21 protein-coding genes and 1 tRNA gene are annotated in these 15510 nt (G+C 47.5%); 14 read left to right on the forward strand and 8 right to left on the reverse strand.

Annotation, left to right across the window (positions count from 1 at the left end):
- The first annotated feature begins 6 nt into the window (after positions 1 to 6).
- Both THAL_RS02550 and THAL_RS08460 read left to right on the forward strand, forming a co-directional pair.
- Positions 7 to 465 (forward strand): chemotaxis protein CheW, encoded by a 459-nt coding sequence (locus THAL_RS02550; protein WP_012991554.1) that lies wholly within the window; start codon positions 7 to 9, stop codon positions 463 to 465.
- Positions 462 to 947: a J domain-containing protein gene (locus THAL_RS08460; RefSeq protein WP_012991555.1), complete on the forward strand. Its 486-nt coding sequence runs from the start codon at positions 462 to 464 to the stop codon at positions 945 to 947. The genes THAL_RS02550 and THAL_RS08460 overlap by 4 nt, the downstream gene beginning before the upstream one ends.
- Here THAL_RS08460 and THAL_RS02560 read toward each other — a convergent pair.
- Together THAL_RS02560 and purB are read right to left on the reverse strand one after the other, a co-directional pair.
- On the reverse strand, positions 886 to 2043 hold the full coding sequence (locus THAL_RS02560; protein WP_012991556.1) for an NAD(P)H-dependent flavin oxidoreductase: 1158 nt from the start codon (positions 2041 to 2043) through the stop codon (positions 886 to 888). The genes THAL_RS08460 and THAL_RS02560 overlap by 62 nt on opposite strands.
- Positions 2044 to 2067: 24 nt before the next feature.
- Positions 2068 to 3381, reverse strand: a complete 1314-nt coding sequence (gene purB / locus THAL_RS02565) for an adenylosuccinate lyase (RefSeq protein WP_012991557.1) — start codon at positions 3379 to 3381, stop codon at positions 2068 to 2070.
- A gap of 50 nt (positions 3382 to 3431) precedes the next feature.
- On the opposite strand from purB, the gene THAL_RS02570 reads away from it, so the two are divergent.
- From THAL_RS02570 to nadD, 3 genes are read left to right on the forward strand one after another with little or no spacing between them, the layout of a single operon-like run.
- On the forward strand, positions 3432 to 3824 hold the full coding sequence (locus THAL_RS02570; protein WP_012991558.1) for a PA2779 family protein: 393 nt from the start codon (positions 3432 to 3434) through the stop codon (positions 3822 to 3824).
- Positions 3824 to 4255: a peptidase C39 family protein gene (locus THAL_RS02575; protein ID WP_245522252.1), complete on the forward strand. Its 432-nt coding sequence runs from the start codon at positions 3824 to 3826 to the stop codon at positions 4253 to 4255. The genes THAL_RS02570 and THAL_RS02575 overlap by 1 nt, the downstream gene beginning before the upstream one ends.
- Positions 4252 to 4851, forward strand: coding sequence for a nicotinate-nucleotide adenylyltransferase (gene nadD / locus THAL_RS02580; protein ID WP_012991560.1), 600 nt, complete (start codon positions 4252 to 4254; stop codon positions 4849 to 4851). The genes THAL_RS02575 and nadD overlap by 4 nt, the downstream gene beginning before the upstream one ends.
- Here the strand turns inward: nadD and THAL_RS02585 are convergent.
- On the reverse strand, positions 4848 to 6584 hold the full coding sequence (locus THAL_RS02585; RefSeq protein WP_012991561.1) for a SulP family inorganic anion transporter: 1737 nt from the start codon (positions 6582 to 6584) through the stop codon (positions 4848 to 4850). The genes nadD and THAL_RS02585 overlap by 4 nt on opposite strands.
- 63 nt (positions 6585 to 6647) lie before the next feature.
- On the opposite strand from THAL_RS02585, the gene THAL_RS08280 reads away from it, so the two are divergent.
- Both THAL_RS08280 and THAL_RS02600 read left to right on the forward strand, forming a co-directional pair.
- Positions 6648 to 7709, forward strand: a complete 1062-nt coding sequence (locus THAL_RS08280) for a CDP-alcohol phosphatidyltransferase family protein (RefSeq protein ID WP_012991562.1) — start codon at positions 6648 to 6650, stop codon at positions 7707 to 7709.
- 9 nt (positions 7710 to 7718) lie between these two features.
- Positions 7719 to 8150, forward strand: a complete 432-nt coding sequence (locus THAL_RS02600; protein ID WP_012991563.1) for a phosphatidylglycerophosphatase A family protein — start codon at positions 7719 to 7721, stop codon at positions 8148 to 8150.
- Here THAL_RS02600 and THAL_RS02605 read toward each other — a convergent pair.
- From THAL_RS02605 to THAL_RS02620, 4 genes are read right to left on the reverse strand one after another with little or no spacing between them, the layout of a single operon-like run.
- Positions 8124 to 8894, reverse strand: coding sequence for a YihY/virulence factor BrkB family protein (locus tag THAL_RS02605; protein WP_012991564.1), 771 nt, complete (start codon positions 8892 to 8894; stop codon positions 8124 to 8126). The two genes, THAL_RS02600 and THAL_RS02605, sit on opposite strands and share 27 nt — an antisense overlap.
- Positions 8875 to 9978 (reverse strand): KamA family radical SAM protein, encoded by a 1104-nt coding sequence (locus THAL_RS02610; RefSeq protein WP_012991565.1) that lies wholly within the window; start codon positions 9976 to 9978, stop codon positions 8875 to 8877. The genes THAL_RS02605 and THAL_RS02610 overlap by 20 nt, the downstream gene beginning before the upstream one ends.
- A complete protein-coding gene (metF, locus tag THAL_RS02615; RefSeq protein ID WP_012991566.1) occupies positions 9975 to 10853 on the reverse strand; it encodes a methylenetetrahydrofolate reductase [NAD(P)H] in 879 nt (292 codons plus the stop codon). The genes THAL_RS02610 and metF overlap by 4 nt, the downstream gene beginning before the upstream one ends.
- Positions 10819 to 11163 (reverse strand): hypothetical protein, encoded by a 345-nt coding sequence (locus THAL_RS02620; protein ID WP_012991567.1) that lies wholly within the window; start codon positions 11161 to 11163, stop codon positions 10819 to 10821. The genes metF and THAL_RS02620 overlap by 35 nt, the downstream gene beginning before the upstream one ends.
- A 28-nt stretch (positions 11164 to 11191) precedes the next feature.
- Here THAL_RS02620 and THAL_RS02625 point away from each other — a divergent pair, with 28 nt between their 5' ends.
- From THAL_RS02625 to THAL_RS02640, 4 genes are read left to right on the forward strand one after another with little or no spacing between them, the layout of a single operon-like run.
- Positions 11192 to 12034 carry a type II secretion system minor pseudopilin gene (locus THAL_RS02625; protein WP_012991568.1) on the forward strand — a complete coding sequence of 281 codons (843 nt, stop codon included), beginning with the start codon at positions 11192 to 11194 and terminating at the stop codon, positions 12032 to 12034.
- A 15-nt stretch (positions 12035 to 12049) separates the two neighbouring features.
- Positions 12050 to 12451 carry a type II secretion system major pseudopilin GspG gene (gene gspG, locus THAL_RS02630; protein ID WP_012991569.1) on the forward strand — a complete coding sequence of 134 codons (402 nt, stop codon included), beginning with the start codon at positions 12050 to 12052 and terminating at the stop codon, positions 12449 to 12451.
- Positions 12438 to 12716 (forward strand): type IV pilus modification PilV family protein, encoded by a 279-nt coding sequence (locus tag THAL_RS02635; RefSeq protein WP_012991570.1) that lies wholly within the window; start codon positions 12438 to 12440, stop codon positions 12714 to 12716. Before gspG ends, THAL_RS02635 begins: the two co-directional genes overlap by 14 nt.
- Positions 12688 to 13236 carry a prepilin-type N-terminal cleavage/methylation domain-containing protein gene (locus THAL_RS02640; RefSeq protein WP_012991571.1) on the forward strand — a complete coding sequence of 183 codons (549 nt, stop codon included), beginning with the start codon at positions 12688 to 12690 and terminating at the stop codon, positions 13234 to 13236. The genes THAL_RS02635 and THAL_RS02640 overlap by 29 nt, the downstream gene beginning before the upstream one ends.
- On the opposite strand, the gene THAL_RS02645 is transcribed toward THAL_RS02640, so the two are convergent.
- Positions 13190 to 13609: a lytic transglycosylase domain-containing protein gene (locus THAL_RS02645; protein WP_012991572.1), complete on the reverse strand. Its 420-nt coding sequence runs from the start codon at positions 13607 to 13609 to the stop codon at positions 13190 to 13192. The two genes, THAL_RS02640 and THAL_RS02645, sit on opposite strands and share 47 nt — an antisense overlap.
- 19 nt (positions 13610 to 13628) lie before the next feature.
- Here THAL_RS02645 and THAL_RS02650 point away from each other — a divergent pair, with 19 nt between their 5' ends.
- From THAL_RS02650 to THAL_RS02660, 3 genes are all read left to right on the forward strand, one after another.
- Positions 13629 to 14570 (forward strand): DNA double-strand break repair nuclease NurA, encoded by a 942-nt coding sequence (locus THAL_RS02650; RefSeq protein ID WP_012991573.1) that lies wholly within the window; start codon positions 13629 to 13631, stop codon positions 14568 to 14570.
- A complete protein-coding gene (locus tag THAL_RS02655) occupies positions 14563 to 15426 on the forward strand; it encodes an AEC family transporter (protein ID WP_012991574.1) in 864 nt (287 codons plus the stop codon). The genes THAL_RS02650 and THAL_RS02655 overlap by 8 nt, the downstream gene beginning before the upstream one ends.
- Positions 15427 to 15510: transfer RNA gene (locus tag THAL_RS02660), tRNA-Leu, on the forward strand.

Below are 15510 nucleotides of genomic sequence, written 5' to 3' on the forward strand. Positions count from 1 at the left end.
AGTACTATGAACATAGTGCTCCATAAGGACAAGAATCAGCTGGAGAAGGTCACCCACATGTACGAACTTCTTGCCTTTTATCTGGAGGGGGAGCTGTTCGGTGTACCTTTGAGGAAGGTACTGGAGGTGTCCAGGATGGTACCTATAGTACCCGTGCCCTTCTCCCCCACTTACGTAAAGGGTGTCATAAATGTGAGAGGGGAGATACTACCCGTCGTGGATCTCAAAGGTCCACTTCGCATGAAGAGAACAAGGGAGGAGAACCGCATAGTTCTTTTAGAAACGGAAAGAGGTAAAGTGGGTGTCCTGGTGGACGAAGTGGTAGGCGTTATGAGGGTAGAGGAGCAGAGGTTCGAACCAAACCCCATGGTGGGTAGGTACAGTGAGTTTGTGGAGAAGGTAGCTTACCTGAAGGAGGGTCTGCTCTGTCTTCTGGAGATGGATAGGATAATAAACTCTCTATGAGGAACTTTTACATAAAGGTACTGGACTACCTGTTGGAAAAGAGACTGGAAGCCTTTCAAGCCCACTTCTTCCAACTAAATAGGAACTTCGGTGACAACGTGGATAGGTTCATAAGGGTATGGTTTGAGGGTTACATACTGAAGAGACTCATCCAGCACTTTCCCCTTTCCGATATAGTGGAGCATTACCCATCTTATATGAGAAGAAAGAGACAGCTTATAAGATCCTACGTGGCTACTTACTGGAGCTTTTGTAAGAGACCCTATAGGTTCCCTACAAAAGTGACAGAATCCTTACGGTTCTTTGGTCTCGATACTTTAGACGAGGCAAAACTCAGAAAAGCCTACAGACAGATGGTACTCAAATATCATCCTGACAGGTACGGTAACAGAGAGGAGGCTCACAGGCGGATGGTACTCATCAATTACCACTACCAGGTACTGCTAAGCTATCTCTCGCGTCTAAGGAATGATCCAGTGTAGGGTCAGGTCTTTTTCCTGTGAGGATCTCTAACAGTTCCTTCACGCTTATGATACCTTGCTTTTTCAGAAGGTGTCCGTTGGCACCGCTTATAAACAGCCCCTCCTCGTAGTTACCCAGCCAAGCAGCACCCAGTCGGTCAGCTATACAGAAACCCACCTTTTTGGCTTCTTCTCCTTTGTTGCAGGGAACCACACAGTGGGAAACACAGCCCTGCCAACCATTGTAACCTTCCAACAGGCGTTCTACAAAGGGAGTTTTTACAACCCTCAGGGGGTAACCTACTGGAGACTTGAGGAGTATTATATCCTCCTCCTCTGCCTTGAGAAGTATCTCCTTGTATATGGGAGGTGCGTCGCACTCGTGGGTGGCTATAAAACGCGTGGCTATCTGCACCCCTTTAGCTCCCCTGTCTATGTACCACTTTATATCTTGGTAACTCCATACTCCACCGGCCACTATGACAGGTATACCACCCCACCTGTTGGCCTCCTCCAAAAGGGAGGGAAACAGGTTCTCCAGTTGGTATTCAGGCATAAAACACTCCTCGTACTTAAACCCTTGGTGTCCTCCTGACTTTGGTCCCTCCAGTATTACAGCGTCGGGAAGCCTTTTGTACTTTTTCTCCCATGTCCTGCATATGAGGTTAAGAGCTCTTGCCGAGGACACTATAGGTATGAGAGCCACATCGGAACCTTCTGCGTACTCAGGTAACCTGAGAGGAAGACCGGCTCCCGATATGATGGCATCGGCACCGGCTTCTATGGCGTCCTGCACAACTCTACCGTAATCGGTTATGGCACACAGTATGTTGACCCCTATGGCACCCCTGTTCTGGGATATTCTTTTGGCCTCCTTTATCAGTATGGTGAGAGCTTCTTTGCTGTGAGTGTACACGGAACCTATAGGTCGCCCAAACTTGTCCCTCTTTACCAACTCGGGAAACCTGTAACCTGTACCCACCGCCGACACTACTCCCATTGCTCCCTCTCTGGCCACAGCACCGGCCAGCTTTTCCCACGATATACCTACACCCATTCCCCCCTGTATTATGGGTATCTCCAGTCTTATCTTTCCTATCTTCAGTTCCGGTAGCATGCAACAAAATCTAAGCACTGATCTTTAAGCGTCAAGATCTTTCAAAACTCGCTGGTATATGACATCTACGTTTTTCAGGAAAGAGGAAGGATCCAGAGCTTCCTTTATCTCCTCTTCCGAGAGGATCTTGTTGACTCTTTCGTCTTGCATAAGGGAGGCCTCAAAGGGAATACCATCTTCCCAACTTCTCATAGCACACTCCTGCACTATACTGTATGCCGTGTCGCGTGGAATACCCTTCTCCATAAGTAGAACGAGCAGTTTGGAAGATCCGTACAGATGATAGGAGATATCCATGTTTTTCCTCATTCTGTCAGGAAATACTTTAATACCTTTAAGAATATCTATAAACAGGTGTATCATGTAGTCTAAGGCTATGGTGGAGTCGGGTAGTATTATCCTCTCTGCCGAAGAGTGAGATATATCTCTCTCGTGCCAGAGAACTATGTTCTCAAGGGCTACCTGCAAGTTGGCTCTTATCACACGCGCAAGACCGCATATTCTCTCTGCGTGAATAGGATTCTTCTTGTGGGGCATGGCGGAAGATCCCCTCTGGCCTTCCTGAAAAGGCTCCATAAGTTCCAGAACCTCTGTCCTCTGAAGATGTCTTATCTCGGTGGCAAACCTCTCAAGGGCCGATGCTGTACTGGCAACAGCGTACATAACCTCAGCGTGTCTGTCTCTGGGCACCACCTGGGTGGCCACAGGTTCTACCTGGAGACCCAACTCCTGCAGAGCATAGTACTCAACACGTGGATCAAGATTGGAGTAGGTGCCTACAGCACCCGACAGCTTTCCATAAGATATGTTTTCTCTGGCTCTCTGGAGGCGTTCTCTGTTACGTGCCATCTCCTCATGCCAGCTTAGAAACTTCAGACCAAGGGTTATAGGTTCCGCATGTACACCGTGTGTTCTGCCCATCATAACCGTGTTTTTGTGAAGAAGGGCCAAGCTCTTAAGAAGTTCCATAAGTTCTTCCACTCCCTTCAGGATAAGGTCCAGAGCCTGTCTTAACTGCAGAGCAAGAGCTGTATCCACCACGTCTGATGAAGTGAGACCCATATGAAAGAAGTGAGAATACTCAGGAATCTGCTCTCCTATGGCGGATATGAAGGCAAGAACATCGTGTTTGTATACCCTCTCGTACTCCTTTATTCTGCTTATAACTTTTTCGTCCACGAAAGTACGTCTTTCTATCTCCTGTACCACTTCGGGTGGTATCTTTCCCAGTTTCTGCCAACCTCTACAGACAGCCAGCTCTACCTTCAACCACAGTCTGAACTTATTGAGTTCAGACCATATCTCTCCCATCTCCTTCCTTGTGTAGCGCTCTATCATGGCAGAAAAATTTTAGTATAATTACACTATCAACTTGAGGGGGTGAGAAGATGATGAAGTTTTTCAGAAACAGGCTGCTGATCTTAGGTGTGGCAGGCTGGTTCCTTGCCTTTAACACAGCTCCCGCATTGGCAGGGCTTGTGGAATCAAAGCCCGCCAACCAACAGTTAGAGAGCTCCCGAGAGGAGAACATAAGGACCATTCAGAGGGCTTTGGAAAGTAAGATAGTGCAGGAGAAACTTAAAGCCTACGGCCTCACCAAAGAAGAGGTAGAAAAAAAACTAAAGGAGATGGACGACCAGCAGATTCATATGCTGGCACAGGCATCCCAAAAGGTACTGGCGGGTGGCGATGGTCTTGGAGTGGTGATAGCGGTTCTGGTGATAGCCATACTGGTGGTGATCCTTCTGAAGCTCCTCAACAAAGAGATAATCATCAGATAATCCTCCCGGTACCTTTTTACCAACAGCGGGATCAGTTCTGTGGTCCCGCTGCTTTAAGTAGTGTCTTTGCTTACTACGGTCGTAATATCCCACAGGAAGAGATAGCAAGAGAGGTCTATATGCCTGAGCTTAAAGGTGCCCTCATAACAGATCTGGAAAACTATGCCAGGAGACAAGGTTTCAAAACGGAACTTTTTAGGGGAGACATCCAAAAGGTGAAAAGTTACTTACGTAGAGGGATTCCCGTCATACTTTTGGTGGATTTGGGTTTTCTTTGGGTCAGCGTGCCCCATTACGTGGTGGTGATAGGCTACGATGAGAAGTGTGTATACCTACACACAGGCTATGAAGAGAAGGTGTGTTGGAGTCCTGATAAACTGAACGCATTGTGGAAGAAGATGGGAAACGTGGGACTGGTCATCTTTCCATGAAGGTTCTCTTTTTCGGAGGAAGCTTTGACCCTGTTCACGTTGGACACCTGGTGGTGGCAAGGGATGTGATGGAACTTCTTGGTTTTGATGAGGTGGTTTTTGTACCTGCCTTCCAAGCACCTTTGAAAGCACCTCACGAAGCTTCTCCCTTCCAACGATTAAGGATGTTGGAGATAGCGTTGGAAGGAAAAAGAGGTTTTTCGGTAAGCGATATAGAGATAAGGAGGGGAGGTGTGTCTTATACGGTGGACACAGCAGAGGAGATTTTCAAGAAAATGGGTGAAAGACCTTACTTTCTCTTAGGTGCTGACAGTGTCCTTCACATGCATCTTTGGAAAGAGCCAAACAGGCTTTTGAAGATGGCACGTTTCGTCATAGTGGATAGAGAAGGTAAAAAAGATGTGGTGAGAGATTACTTACGTACCCATTATCCTTCCTTCAGGGAAGGTGAAGACTTTACAGTGATAGCCCACACAAGGAGAATAGACGTGTCCTCCACCGAGATAAGAAAGAGGGTGAAGGAGGGAAAACCCATAAGCTGGCTTGTTCCCGAAGGTGTGGAGGAGTATATATACAGAAAAGGACTATACCGTTAGAGGGCCACTCGTTTCTCCTTGACGGAAGTACACTCATCAAAGACTACGTATGGACAGACTTTGGCACAGTATGTATGGTCTATCCTACGAAAGAGTTCCACTATGGACTGTCCTTTGGAGTCAAAAATGAGATCTGTATCCACGTGCTCAGTGATGTTTATCCTTTCCAGAACAGGGTATACGGTACATCTTATATTGGCCAAAGAAGGTTCCACACCCATGCCTCTTATATCTCCTGCCAGTTTTACCAACATAAGGGCACCGGGTGCATCTATGTAAGCTACATCCTCCATGTCAAGGAGTACAAATTTCAATCCACCTTCCTGTAATCTCTCTTTCACTTTCTGGAGTATAAATTCCTGGATGTAACCTGCGTTACCGAAGTATATACTGGTACCTGGTCTTATGTAAAGGATCTGGGGACACTGAGGGAGTCCGGTGCGTTCTGCGTTGACAAAGGTCCTACTCTTCGGATCTCTTGTCATAACTATGATACGGGGGTACATGGTCTTGTAAACGAAGGTTCCAAGGGACACCAGAATACCTAGCAGTACGGCCTGCCACAACTCCATAAAGAAAACAGAGGCAAAGGTTAATCCTGCCACCACACCGTCAGGCTTGTTAATCTTGTATAGCTTTAGTATCTCCTGGGGTTTTATGAGACCCACCACCGCTGATAAAACCACCGCCGAGAGGGTAGCTTTGGGAAGATAGTAAAAGAGGGGAGCAAGGAATAGGAGAGTCAATCCAACGATGCTACCTGTTATTACACCCGCCAGAGGTGATGCTGCATTTAAGCGAAAGTTGAGGGCCGATCTGGAGAAAGAACCGCTCACCGGAAAACCTCTAAAGATACCTGCCACTATGTTAGCAAGTCCTTGACCTATGAACTCTCTGTTGGCGTCCCATTTGTCACCTACCCTTTGAGCAAAGGTCTTGGCAGTGGCTATAGCTTCCACAGATCCCACCGCTACCACCACCACCGCGCCTGCCCACATATCCGCCAGGATGTCCAGGTTGGGAGGTGGTATGTAGGGAGTGGGAAGACCTGCTGGTACGTCTCCCACTATAGCTACACCCTTCTCCTTGAGGTTAAAAAAGTAAGATACCAGCGAACTTACAGCAGATGTTATGAGGGCAGCTGGTATGAGGGGATGTAGTTTACCGAGAGCCCATATAGAAAGGAAGGATAAGGTGCCTACCATTAGGGTGTAAGGATTCACATTGTGAATCTTGCTGATAATGTCCACCAGAACCTCGTATATGAGGGTACTCGTCTTTACGCTGAAACCCAGTATACTACCTATCTGGCTCAGGGATATGACGATAGCAGCAGCACTCGTTACTCCCAAGATTACACTGGAAGATATGAGTTCTACAGCACTTCCCAACTTAAACACGCCTATCAGAAGCCTTATGAGACCCGCCATGATGGCCAAGTAGGCCGCCAGGTGTATCCATTCCTGGGACTGGGGTTGAGCGTAAGCGGCGAGGACAGAGGCAGATACCATAGATGTGATGGCCACCGGGCCTGTACCCAAAAAGCGAGAACTACCGAACACAGCGGCCACTATGGTAGGTAAGAAGGAGGCGTAAAGACCGTATATGGGAGGCATACCCGCCAGAAGGGCGTAGGCCATGGACTGGGGAACCAGCACGGTGGCCACAGTGATACCTGCCACCAGATCCCTCACAAACTTATCTTTACCGTAGTTCTTAAACCACTCCAGCATGAAACTTTCACCCTATCTTCTTCCTCATTATCTTCACATTATAGCACCACTGTATAATTTTCCATGCGTGCCACCATGAGTATTCCCAACCTTGTGTCCATCACGAGACTTTTACTCTCTCCTACACTTTTGCTTTTAGATGAAAACCTCTTTGGCTTTTTCTTTGTACTTCTGGCCCTTACAGATGCTCTGGATGGGTATTGGGCAAGAAAGTATCACGCAGAGACCCAGTTGGGTAGATTACTGGATCCTTTGGCGGACAGAATCCTCACATGGGTGGGTGTCGGTGCATGCAGTTTTAAGTTTGGTCTTTTGCCTCATTGGTTCTTCTACCTACTCTTCCTCAGGGATGTAAGCGTGTTACTGGGAGGTCTTCACATAACCTTTTTGAAGGGAACTGTTCCTCAAGCGCGCCTCTTAGGAAAGGTATCTACTCTCTTTCTTTCTCTCTTGGTACCTTCTGTAACCTTCCTGAAAGGTACTGGTCCATACGTGTTGGCTCTCACCTTTCTGGCGGTGGTGGCTTCTTGGGCAGACTATTCTTTCTTCTGGATCAGACAGACAATACCCCCCTTAGACAGTAGAGAGTACCACAGAAAGATCTTACACCTCTTCGGACTATCCTTATGGCTTCTTCCGGTGCTCTTTTTCAACGAAAAGGTGACCTTATTGCTGATGGTTACAGTCCTTTTGGCCAACGGACTTATACTGCTAAGGTGGCAGGAGAAAAAACTAAGGTTCCTTTACCAACTTATCTACAGCGTGGAGAGGGACAAAAACAGAGAAAAGCCGGGAGTGCAGGCTTTTTGGGCTCATCTAGGTATACTGGTCAGCTTTGTTATGTGGGGTAAGTGCAGCGCTGTAGGTATAACACTGTTGGCGGTGGGTGATGCCTTTTCCTCCTTGGTGGGTATGTATCGCGGTAAACTTATCTGGAAAGACAAAAGTTGGGAAGGGTCCGTGGCTTTCTTCTTATCCTCCTTCTTGGTGCTAACACCTTTCGTGGGATGGGAAAAAGCCTTCATCTTTTCTGTGGTAGGCGCTCTTACAGAGCTTCTTCTGGATAAACCGGACGATAACTTCACCCTCCCCCTTGTGGGAGGCCTGCTATGCTACATGCTTTAAAATTATTCAATGCTTCAAGAACTCATAGCTACGGGTTTTTATACAGGGAGATTCAGGTACGCACCTGGGACTGTGGGCACCCTTGTAGGAGTTCCCCTCGTTTATCTTCTGGGCTTCGACCCATGGTTTTTGCTGCTACTCTCCCTGTTTCTGTACGCTGTAGGATATTGGTCTGTTAACTACATGTTGGATCTCACGAGAGAGGAGGACCCGGAAGAGGTGGTGATAGACGAAGTGCTTGGTTACACGGTTGTTTTCGTATTGGTAAAACCCACCCTTTACCACCTACTGGTGGGCTTTGTTCTGTTCCGTATTTTGGATATAGTGAAACCCTTTCCCATACCATGGATGGAAAAGCTACCGAAAGCCCACGGTGTTCTTATGGATGACGTGACGGCAGGTGTTATAACCGGCTTAATTTTGTACCTTCTGGTAGGCTAACGCTAGCCTTGCACCCGTCAAAAGGATCACGAACACCTTCTCCATCCACACCATAAAGACCAAGACAGAACCCATGACGGCATACAGAGGATTGGCATGCACCAGCTTGATGATGACCACCGTAAAGAGGTAGTTGAGCACCGTTATGAGAACCGCTGAGAAAAGAGAAGCTTTAAGAAGGTGTTGTGGTTTGACGGACACAGGTAGAAAGATGTAATAAGTAACGTATATCATTCCGGTGAGGATCATAAACTTAACAGGCCAGAGAACCAACTGAGGCGCCCAAGGTAAAAACAGTTTCATCACAGCTGGAAAGAGTGCCAGCAGAGAGAGAAACAGAGAAAGTAGTAGCAGGTAAAGGGGAGTGATGAGGAAAAGACTTATGTAGCGACCTTTAGGTTTTATACCTGTGGCGTAGCCGAAGGCTGTGCGCATACTACCTGCAAGGTCTGCCGCAAAGTAATAGGCCAGTAAGACACTGATAAAGGAACCTGTTCCCCTGTGCCTGTAAAGGGTCTCAAGGCGCATCATCACTTCACCAGCTTTTTCCGGAATAAGGCGTGCCAGATAGGTATAGACTTCGTAGTTGGCGAGGGGGGTGTAAGATATCAGGATGCCGGTAAGTATAAGGAGGGAACCTATCACCATAAAGAACCTGTAGGTAAGAGCGGAAGCGTGATAACCGAACTCTCCCTTCAGGAGTAGCCATATAGATTCGGTAAGATCAGAGTTCCTCAATTTCATACTCCACCAACTCACCTGTAAAGCTTCTGAAAGTGTATCGGTTACCTTCTTTCCTGACAAGGTAAGAAGGAAGCAGAGGTACCTTTCCCTTCCCTCCCGGAAGATCCACCGCGTAGGTGGGGATTCCCATCCCCGATATCTTTCCGCGCAGAAAGTCCATTATCTCCAGACCTTTCTCTAAACTGGTTCTAAAGTGAATGGCTCCCTTTATGGGATCACAGTGAAAGAGATACTGGGGCTTCACCTTTATTCTCAGGAGCGATCTCATAAGTTCCAGCATGACCTGAGGGTCGTCGTTAACACCCTTGAGGAGAACGGTCTGGTTGTTAACAGGAATACCGTGTCTCAGAAGATTTTCCACTGCTTCAGCAGCGTAAGGGGTTATTTCCTTAGGATGGTTAAAATGGGTGTTGATCCATATAGGTGAGTATCTTTCAAGGAGTTTTAGAAGTTTTTCGTCAAAGAACCTCTGAGGTGCCAGTACGGGAAGGCGTGTACCTATCCTTATTATCTCCACGTGGGGGATTCTTCTCAGTCTGCTAAGGATATACTCCAGCTTCTCATAACTGAGAGAAAGAGGATCACCTCCCGAAAGCAATACGTCCCTTACACTAGGGTGTGCTTCTATATACTGTATTATGGTGTCTATCTCTTCCTTAGTGATGGACCTTTCTCCCTGCGAGAAGATCCTTTTCCTCATACAGTGTCTGCAGTACACAGCGCAGAAAGTGGTCACCCTCACCAGCACGCGGTCAGGATACCTGTGAGTCATGTGGGGAATCTGTCCTTCTTCCCTGAGGGCGTCTTCTTCACCGTAAGACTGCACGTAAGGGTCTGTCTCTATGGCACGGGGTATAGCCTGGAGCCTTATGGGGTCTTGGGGATCGTGGGGATCTATGAGGGAAAGATAGTAGGGTGTTATGGCCATAGGATAAAGTCCCTGCGTCCTCCTTATCCCCTCCTCCTCTTCGGGAAGGAGTTTTATGTAACGAGTGAGCTCATGGATAGTTTTTATCCTGTTCTGTATCTGCCAGTGGTAATCTCTCCAAAGGTCTTCCGGAACGTCCTGAAAAAACCTCCTCATATCTTGGTAGGTACGCGGTCCTTTATGGCGTCGTATATGAGAAGGGTGGCTTTAGACTTGTTGAGGGTATAAAAGTGAAGTCCAGGCACACCGTTCTCTATAAGATCCTCACACTGTTTTATGGCTAGCTCCACACCTACCTTCATAGTTTCCTGAGGAAGGTGGGCATAAGGTTCTAACCTCTGCACCACATGGTGGGGTATGCTGGCACCACACATGCTGGCAAACCTCTGGATCTGTCGGAAGTTGGTGATGGGCATTATACCGGGTATTATGGGTATGTCTATACCTTCTTTTCTGCACAGCTCCACAAATCGGTAGTAGTAGGAGTTGTCAAAGAACATCTGGGTTATAGAAAAGTCAGCACCTTCTTCCACTTTCATCTTAAAGTAGCGTACCTCCCACTCCAGGTTGGGAGACTCGGGGTGTCCTTCCGGATAGGAGGCCACTCCCACAGAGAAGTGATCTCCAAACTTGGTCCTTATGAGGCGCACAAGTTGGTAAGCGTACTGGCACCCTCTTTTCTCGGTAGCGCTGTTATCTTTTGGCCTATCACCCCTCAGGGCCAGAATGTTCTCTATACCTATTTCTCTGTACCCCCTCAGTATCTCCGTAAGCTCCTCCTCCGTGTGAGCTATGCAAGTAAGATGGGCCATTACTGTCAGACTCGTCTCTCGGTGTATCCTTTCTACCACTCGGCGTGTTTTTTCACGGGTGCTTCCACCTGCACCGTAAGTGACCGATACGAAGGTGGGGTTTATGCTTTGGAGGTTCCTTATAGTTTCAAAGAGTTCTTCCTCTCCCTCCTCTGTTTTGGGAGGGAAGAACTCAAAGGATATGCTAAACCCCTTTCTGAGCAGGTCTCTTATCTTCAAGGAGAGCCTCCGCAAAGCTGATAAGTTTTATTTTACAGGGAACGGGTGACTTTACAAAGATACTGAGAAGTTGGAGAAGTTTGTGGGCTCCTTCTGGATCCTCTCGGCTGAGCTTATAAAGGTCCTCCAGCAGAAACTCTATACCCTCAGATATCTCCCTCTTCTGAGAGACCTCGGATGGAGATGACCCTTCCAAAAAGGCTCTTATCGCCTTCATACACTTACTTACAAGATCATCCCTGCTTTTACCCCACGTCAGATCAGTGAAGCTCTTCGCTATTTTGGAAAAAATAAGAACAGCTTTGTACATCCTTCTCCTCTTGGTTTTATTATAAATTATGATCCTTCTACTGGCCTTAGCTATGTTCCTTACCCTCTCTTACTACACAGCCGATCTCTATCAGGATGTAAACTCTACAAGGCGTTTGGTAAATTCCGTGTATGCCAAAGAACAGGCCGTCTATCTGTGCGGGCAAATCTATCCCATCCTGAGAGGTATTCTTACCGAGGATGATCCTTCGGTAGACACTTTGTCGGACACGTGGGCGAGACCCTTAACCCTTGCCACAGAGAAAGGAGATATAACCATAAGTGTCTACGACGAGGAGAGATACATAAACCTGAACACGGTACCTGAAAGGGTGCTCAAAAGACTGTCTGTGATCCTCAACATAGATCCATCTTACTGGGACCGACTTTTGGCATGGACAGGTAGAAAGAACATCACCTTTGACTCGGCTTACCCCATCAAGGCTTCTCCCATGGACTCTCTGGAGGAACTTTACTACATGGGTTTCAACAAAGAAGATCTTGTGGGAAAAACGGTAGGTGCCCGCTTCTATCCGGGTATTCTCAGTGTAGCCACCGTTTACTCTTCCGGTAAGATTAACGTAAACACCGCACCTCTGTACGTGCTCATGGCCTTAGATGACAGGATAGATGAGGATCTTGCCAGGAGGATCATAGAGAGGAGAGATAAAGAGCCTTTCAGGAGGGTTGAAGATCTTCTCTTGGTGGAGGGTTTCACTTTAGACATCCTATACTCTGTGAGGGATCTTGTGGATGTCAAAAGTAACGTTTTTCACATAGTGGTAGATGTAAGAACCCAAGAGGGCAGCGCTGTCTGCGAGTTCATCTACAACAGGCAGAGGGACACTCTACTTTACTCTACCGTTTACTAGCTTATGATAATAGCTATGGATAAAAGAGGCTTTACCCTCATAGAGGTATTGGTGGTTATTGTGGTTTTGGGTATTTTGGCTGCCATAATAGTGCCTCGCATAACGGGCCGCCTGGACGAGGCCAAGATAGAGGCTACCAAAGTTCAGATGAAGGCTATAAGAGATGCTTTAGAGCAGTACCGCCTGGACAACGGTTTTTACCCTACCACCGAGCAGGGACTTAGGGCTCTCGTGGAGAAACCTACCGTACCTCCCATACCTCCCCGTTGGAGACAGTACATGGAGAAAGTTCCCAAGGATGCTTGGGGGAGGGACTTCGTATACATATCGCCGGGAGTAAATCATCCTTACGAACTCAGATCGGTAGGACCTGACGGTAAAGAAGACACGCAGGATGACATTGATGCGTGGCAGTAAAGGATTTATTCTGGTGGAAGTGTTGGTAGCTTTGATGGTTCTGGCCGTAGGTTTTACTACTCTCTTCTCCCTGATGGGCCAACAGCGTAGGTTCCTCTACACAACGGAGAAACGTTACCGGGATATGCTCACTCTTACAGATAAGCTTGCTGAGGGTAGGTGGGATGAACTGCAGGTAAAGGAACGCTCCATAGAAGAGTATCCCGGTATTAAGGAAGTAACGGTAAGGCTAGGTGATGCGGAGATATATCTCTACACGCGCTGATGGCTTTACCTTACTGGAGGTTCTCGTCACCCTCACCCTCCTGGCTCTGGTGGTGGGTATGTCCTTCGGTATCTTCTTTGGCGGTGTGAGGTCTTACACAGGTCTTAAGGAAAGATCTGAGGAACTTCGTCAGCTGGCTACCCTCCATTGGAGTCTTCAAAGAAAGCTCTTTGGAGCAACCCAGTTACAGCTCTCTTCCGACAGCATCTTCATGATCACGTGGGGAGGCGACTATCACAAGGGTGTGGTAAAAGCGGCCTTTCTGTACAAAGATGGTACCCTTTACTACTACGAGTTTCCTTACCCTTACGGGGACCTCCGTTTTTATGAAGAAGACAAACTGGTACCCTTGGCAAAGTTCCCTTCACTTAGATTCTTCGCTATGGTAAAAGGTAAACTGGAAGATACTTACACAGGTATACCGGACGCTATAGTCTTGGATCTTCCCGACAGAAGGATAGTGGTAAGTAGGCTTATTCCACCAGCGCCTTCACCCTTGCATAGCTCTGGTAGACCTTGATAACATAGTGGCTATAGTCTCCTCTGGGAGACCCTTTGTTGTAACAGTCTATGGCCTTCGGAGTGTATCCGTAGCTTATGATACACCTTTTTAAAACCATGGCACCCATATGGATGTTGTAACAGGGTTCCATTATCCACTGGATAGGTATTTTGTATCGTTTAAGCCAGTAAGAGTTTATCTGCATGATACCGTAGTCTGTACTGCCGTTCCCGTTATGGTGTATGGCTGTAGGGACAAAGTTACTTTCCACTTTAGCTATGGCTACCAGAAGGTAAGGATCAACTCCGTAACGTTTCCCTGCTTCAAAAAAGCAGTGATAGAAACCAAAGGAGAGTTCAAAGATGGCAAGGAGGACCAGAACTACCACCATCAGTGGTATTATACTTTCCATGAGGGTAGTTCTTAGCAGGAGAGACTTTCTTACTCAGCATATTATGGAGCTGGAAGAATCAGTTCAGCTCAGTGAGTTTGCGGAAGAGGGCAGGCTCTACGAGGGTAAAAGCCCACAACAACTGAAGCTGGCTTTTGTGGACGGCGTCCTTAGGGAAGAGTACGGCTTTGCTCTTCTGGAAGAGGAAACAGGAGAGGTTTACGAGGGAGTATTGGTGAGCGTAGCGGCTGGTGCCGTTCTTTTCAGAAAAGGTTCACCGGGAAGTTTTTGCCACGGGACGGTCAAAAGGTACGCCATCGTAAAAGGGATACCTCCCTCTGCAGAGAAACTCAGAAGGCTCATGGAGAGGGCGGGTTTTGAGCTGGTAACAACTTCCGAGGACCTTTTGCAGCAGGCCATAAGACTCATGAAGGAAGATTTAGAAACACAGGTGGTACGGGAGGTTTATCAAAAAGAAAAGGTAGATCTGGTGGTGTGTGACGGTACCATAAGTAGGAAGGTGCGCGGTATACCTTGTGTAGGTTACATAAAGGCTCTTAAGAAGCTCTTTTTGCCTAAGGACTCTCTTGAGATGCTGAGACAGATGCCCGTAGGTTACAGGACACCCCTTGTGAAGGTACACTATCAAGAGAGGATGGAGGAAAAAGCTGATAAGGTAGAGAAGTACGCATGGTACGTGAAACTGGCACAGATGTCAGGGCTGGCTGGTATAGCGAGACTAGAAGCTTTGGCAGAACACGGTGTGGAACGTGTGAGAGAATGGGCGGACTGGATGGCCTACCTTCTACCTTCTTTGAGAAGTGAGAGTTTTCAGGACAGCAGGGCACCTCAGAACCTTCAACCAATAAGGGGTTTAGAGCAGTTTCTACATAGGTATCTGGGCAACCCAGCACTGATAAGAAGGAGACTGGAGGAAGTATTAGCAAAAAGTTATGCCTGACATCTTTTTACCTCTCCTGGCTGGTTATATCCTCAGAAGGTGGGTTTTCAAAGAGGAGGATGCTCGTGTTCTTATCAACTATGTCCTTTACTTTGCCTTGCCTATAACCAGTTTTATGGCCGCCCATCGTCTGGGGATAAACCGAGAGGTGATAAGTATCGTGCTGCTTGCATGGAGTTCCATCATTTTTTGCATCCTCTTGGCCTGGCTTGTGGGTAAGCTCTTTTCCATAAAAGGTCCTACCCTAAGGAGTTTTCTTCTTGTATCTTCCTTTGGTAACACCGCTTTTTTAGGATATCCTTACACGGTAACTCTTCTAGGTAAAGAGGCACTTCCCTACGCTGTCATATACGATAACTTAGGATCCTTTTTACTTGTCTCCAGTGTAGGTATCACGGTAGCTACCGGAAGGCCAGACATTAGGAGAGTGATCACTTTCCCTCCCTTTCTGGCATTGCTCATAGGCTTCATCACGAGACCCATAGAGATACCTCCCTATCTTTACCATGCCATGGAGTTGGTGTCTTCTTCTCTACCCGCGGTGATTCTCTTCAGTATGGGCCTCCTGCTAAACTTGTCTCACCTAAAAAGAGGGTGGGGGAAGGTGTTGGGAGCGCTTCTTATAAAGATGGGTGTGTCTCCTCTCCTGACGGCGTGGATTTTACAGCACACAACACTTCCCGATCCAGCCTACAAAACTGTCCTGCTCCAGTCCTCCATGCCTCCCATGCTGATGGCGGGTGTTCTGTCTGTGCGTTACGGACTTGATGTATCTTTGGCCTTCACCAGTATAGGAGCCGGTATGTTAATAAGCTTCTTGACAGTTCCGTTAATAGGCAGGATAATAGAAAAGTAAGCCGGAGTGGCGGAACTGGCAGACGCGGGGGATTCAAAATCCCCTGCCCGAAAGGGCGTGCGGGTTCGACTCCCGCCTCCGGCA

The organism is Thermocrinis albus DSM 14484 (assembly GCF_000025605.1).
In the GTDB taxonomy this organism is placed as follows: domain Bacteria; phylum Aquificota; class Aquificia; order Aquificales; family Aquificaceae; genus Thermocrinis; species Thermocrinis albus.